This window comes from Novosphingobium sp. (assembly GCF_041915465.1).
Taxonomy (GTDB): Bacteria; Pseudomonadota; Alphaproteobacteria; order Sphingomonadales; family Sphingomonadaceae; genus Novosphingobium.
On sequence record NZ_JAYSBK010000161.1, the window covers coordinates 1 to 3,690 of the forward strand.

The window sequence follows — 3,690 nt, forward strand, 5'->3', positions numbered from 1 at the left end:
CGCGAAAAGCAAGTGGTTTGCGCGTCCGCAAGCGGATTGGCGGCCCCTTGCCCATCTGAAACGCCCACCTGAAAATCAGGTACGGCACTGGCACAGGGCAAAAGCTTCCCCCCGGAAACGATGTCGGTCCGGAATTGTTACCGGCCAGGACCCCGCTGCCGACAGCCCCCTGTTGCGATCGGCGCGGCGTTCTATAAGGCCCCAAACAGGCCGCGCCAAGCGGCAAGGGGCAAAAAAGGACATGACGGAAATGGTGACGGCCGCAGGCAAGGGTGTTTTGGACGCGGGCGCCCCCGGACCGGACGGTGGAACCGGCGGCGACAAGCGAACTCCCACCGAGCGCCCGCGGCGTCCGCGCGAGTTGCAGGACCCGCTGAATCACTATCTTTATCACCCGCTGGCCTGGCAGGTTGCCCGCCAGTTGGCCAAGACTCCGCTGACCCCGAACATGGTCTCGGTGTTCGGCGGCCTGATGGTGGTGCTGGCGGCGGTCTGTTACGCGTGGCTGCCCTATCCGGTGTCGGCCGCGCTGGGCATGACGCTGCATATGTCGTGGCACGTGATTGACGGCGCAGACGGCGATCTCGCCCGGATGACCGGCCGCGCCAGCCCGATCGGCGAAATGGTCGATGGCCTGTCCGACTATCTCAGCCACATCGTGCTCTACCTGATCATGGGTTGGGTGCTCTCGCACGGCGACGGCGTGGCGGCGGGCTGGAAGGGCTGGGCGCTGATCGTCTTTGCCGGGATCAGTCACGCGATCCAGTCCAATCACGTCGAAGTGCAGCGCCGCCAGTACCAGTACTGGGTCTATGGCACGCCGTGGCTGCGCTCGTCGCACGGACAGGCCGATTCCGCCACGTCCAGAAGCTGGGCCGCCACGCTGGTGTCGGCCTATATCGGCCTTGCCAACGGGATGACGCCCTTCGCGCTCAAGGTCGATGCCGAAATCGCCAAGGCCAAGGACAACCCCGATCGCCTCGCCGAAATCGCCGCCGCCGTCCGCGCCGAAGCCCCGCCGCTGCTGCTGCTGTGCAAGGTGCTGGGACCGAACCCGCGCGCGATCGTGCTGGGGATCTCGATGTTCCTGGGCACGCCGCTGTGGTACATGATCTACCAGTCGGTCGTGCTCAACGTGCTGATGGCGATCTCGGTGACCGCGCATAACGCAGCGGCCAAGCGCATCGCATCGAAAATCGGCGCCGCTTAAGCCGGAACTGGACGCGGCGGTTTCGCAGGCTATCCTCGCAGTCAGAAACGCTCTGGGGAGCCATGCCATGCTGACCGAAAGCCTGCTTAAAAGCGCTCGCGCCATTTCGGGCGAGATTATCGCCCTGCGCCGGGCGATCCATGCCGAACCGGAACTGGGGCTGAGCACCCCCAAAACGCGCGACAAGGTCCGCGCCGCGCTGGCGGGCCTGCCGCTCGAATGGAGCGAAGGCGCTTCGACCACGGGCCTCGTCGCCACGCTGAAGGGCGGGGCGGGAGAGGGGCGCTGCGTGCTGCTGCGCGGCGACATGGACGCGCTGCCGATGCCCGAGGAAACCGGGCTCGACTATGCCTCGACCGTCCCCGGCACGATGCATGCCTGCGGCCACGATGCGCACACCGCGATGCTGTTCGGCGCGGTGCGGCTGCTCTGCGCCCGCAAGGACCAGTTGAAGGGCGAAGTGCGCTTCATGTTCCAGCCCGGTGAAGAAGGCTACCACGGCGCGCGCTTCATGCTCGAAGACGGCCTGCTGGGCGGCGCGGGGACCGGGCGCGCCCTGCCCGATGCCGCCTTTGCCTTGCATGTCATGCCCAATGCCAAGCACGGCCTGGTTGCCGGACGCAGCGGCGCGCTGATGGCCTCGGCCGACCAGTTCGATATCGTGGTGACCGGGCGCGGCGGCCATGCCGCGATGCCGCACTTCGCGCTCGATCCGGTGCCGATCGCCTGCGAGATCGTGACCGCGCTGCAAGCGCTGGTGGCGCGCCAGTTCGATCCGCACGACCCGATCATCGCCACCGTGGCCCGGATCGAGGCGGGGACGGCGCACAACGTGATCCCCGAATTCGCCGCCCTGCGCGGAACCCTGCGCACGCTCTCCCCGCGTCACCGCGAAAAGCTCCACGCCGCGCTGGAACAGCTCGCCTGCGGGATTGCTGCGGCGCACGGGGCCGCGGCCGAAGTCACGATTACCCCCGGCTTCCCAGTGACGCTGTGCGATCCGCGCGCCGTTGCGCTGGGCGAAACCGTGACGGGCGAGCTGTTCGGGGCGGGCTCGTGGCGCGGCCTCGATCAGCCGATCATGGGCGCGGAAGACTTTTCCTACGTGCTTGAACAGGTCCCGGGGGCGATGTTCTTTCTGGGCGTCGCCCACGAAGGGGCGGACTGGCACAAGTGCCCGGGGATCCATTCCACCCACATGGTCGTGGACGAGGCCGCCATGCCGCGCGGTGCGGCGTTGCTGGCCGGGCTTGGTGAACGCTTCCTGAGCCAGGGCTGGGGCTGACGCGCCTCACCGCGCGGGATAGCTTACCGACCGGCGATAAAGGTGCCAGGTCGCATGGCCCAGCACGGGGAGCACCACCAACAGGCCCAGGAACGCCGGAATCATCGCCGCGAACAGCAGAGCCGCGATGAAGCCCGCCCAGATCAGCAGGATCCTCGGGTTCGAGCGGACCGTCGCCAGGCTGACGATGATCGCGGTCAGGAAGTCGACTTCGCGGTCTACCAGCATCGGCAGGCTGATCACCGTGACCGCATAGAACGTCAGCGCCACCACCGCGCCGACCGCGCCGCCGACCAGCAGCATCATGACTCCGGCAAAGGTCTGGAACACCTCCAGCGATTCGTGGCCCACGCCCGATTCGGCCATGAAGATCGCGAAGACCCCGTGGGCCAGGATGATCCAGAAGGTAAAGCCGACGAAGACATATCCGCCCATCATCAGCAGCTGGTCGTCACCGTGGCCGCGCAGTGCGCCCAGGATCGCGCGCCATTTCATCGGCAGGCCGGCCTCACGCCGCCGGCTCACTTCATAGAGGCCGACCGCCACGAACGGCGCAAGCAGCGGGAAGCCCGCGGCAGCCGGGATCAGCCAGACCGCCTCCCCGTGCGAGAACAGCGCGTAATAGAGAAACCACCCCGCCGCGACGAAGAACGAGGCAAAGAACAGCCCGAACAGCGGCTGCGCCCGGAAATCGGCCCAGCCCGCCGAGAGCGCGGCGCCGAGGTCCTTGATCGTCAGATCGCGCGCTACCGAGGCCGGTGCGATTGGCGCCTGAGCGCCGGTGTCCGAGCCCCCCGTGCCAGCCCCCGTGGTCATGGCTACTCTCCTGTCCTGTCCCGCTCGAGAGGGTGCAATAGTTGCCGGGCATCGGCAAGTGCGCTTGCAACGCCAAGTCGCGGGAAGAACTCATTGGTGAGAGGATTTTGGAGCGGGTAGCGGGAATCGAACCCGCATAGCCAGCTTGGAAGGCTGGTGCTTTACCACTAAGCTATACCCGCATCCCGGCAGCGCCGTTCAGCGATGCGCACCCTGCAACGCCGCGGCGTGGAAGGGCTGGCGCACCCGACAGGATTCGAACCTGTGGCCTCTGCCTTCGGAGGGCAGCGCTCTATCCAGCTGAGCTACGGGTGCCTGAGCCGGGCGGTTAGCAGTGTGCAGCCCGGTGCGCCAGTGCCTTTATGCGGAGGCGCTTGAG

At 67.1% G+C, this 3,690-nt stretch carries 3 protein-coding genes and 2 tRNA genes; 2 read left to right on the forward strand and 3 right to left on the reverse strand.

What is annotated here, in order from left to right; all coding sequences use genetic code 11:
• Nucleotides 1-250: 250 nt before the first annotated feature.
• Nucleotides 251-1,210 carry a CDP-alcohol phosphatidyltransferase family protein gene (locus tag ACE3SN_RS16365; protein ID WP_374531840.1) on the forward strand — a complete coding sequence of 320 codons (960 nt, stop codon included), beginning with the start codon at nucleotides 251-253 and terminating at the stop codon, nucleotides 1,208-1,210.
• Between the two features lie 67 nt (nucleotides 1,211-1,277).
• Nucleotides 1,278-2,495 carry a M20 family metallopeptidase gene (locus ACE3SN_RS16370; protein ID WP_374531842.1) on the forward strand — a complete coding sequence of 406 codons (1,218 nt, stop codon included), beginning with the start codon at nucleotides 1,278-1,280 and terminating at the stop codon, nucleotides 2,493-2,495.
• A 6-nt stretch (nucleotides 2,496-2,501) separates the two neighbouring features.
• Here ACE3SN_RS16370 and ACE3SN_RS16375 read toward each other — a convergent pair whose 3' ends face one another.
• The 3 genes from ACE3SN_RS16375 to ACE3SN_RS16385 all read right to left on the reverse strand — a co-directional run bounded on the left by ACE3SN_RS16375 (nucleotide 2,502) and on the right by ACE3SN_RS16385 (nucleotide 3,626).
• Complete coding sequence (locus ACE3SN_RS16375; protein WP_374531844.1) at nucleotides 2,502-3,311, reverse strand: DUF2189 domain-containing protein; 810 nt, start codon at nucleotides 3,309-3,311, stop codon at nucleotides 2,502-2,504.
• A gap of 108 nt (nucleotides 3,312-3,419) precedes the next feature.
• Nucleotides 3,420-3,493 (reverse strand) — tRNA-Gly (locus ACE3SN_RS16380).
• 56 nt (nucleotides 3,494-3,549) lie between these two features.
• Nucleotides 3,550-3,626: transfer RNA gene (locus ACE3SN_RS16385), tRNA-Arg, on the reverse strand.
• Between the last annotated feature and the right edge of the window lie 64 nt (nucleotides 3,627-3,690).

Excerpts from the sequence above, each read along its gene's own strand:
- ACE3SN_RS16370 (WP_374531842.1), top strand. The coding sequence starts at position 1,278 with ATGCTGACCGAAAGCCTGCTTAAAAGCGCTCGCGCCATTTCGGGCGAG.
- ACE3SN_RS16375 (WP_374531844.1), bottom strand. The coding sequence starts at position 3,311 with ATGACCACGGGGGCTGGCACGGGGGGCTCGGACACCGGCGCTCAGGCG.
- ACE3SN_RS16365 (WP_374531840.1), top strand. The coding sequence starts at position 251 with ATGGTGACGGCCGCAGGCAAGGGTGTTTTGGACGCGGGCGCCCCCGGA.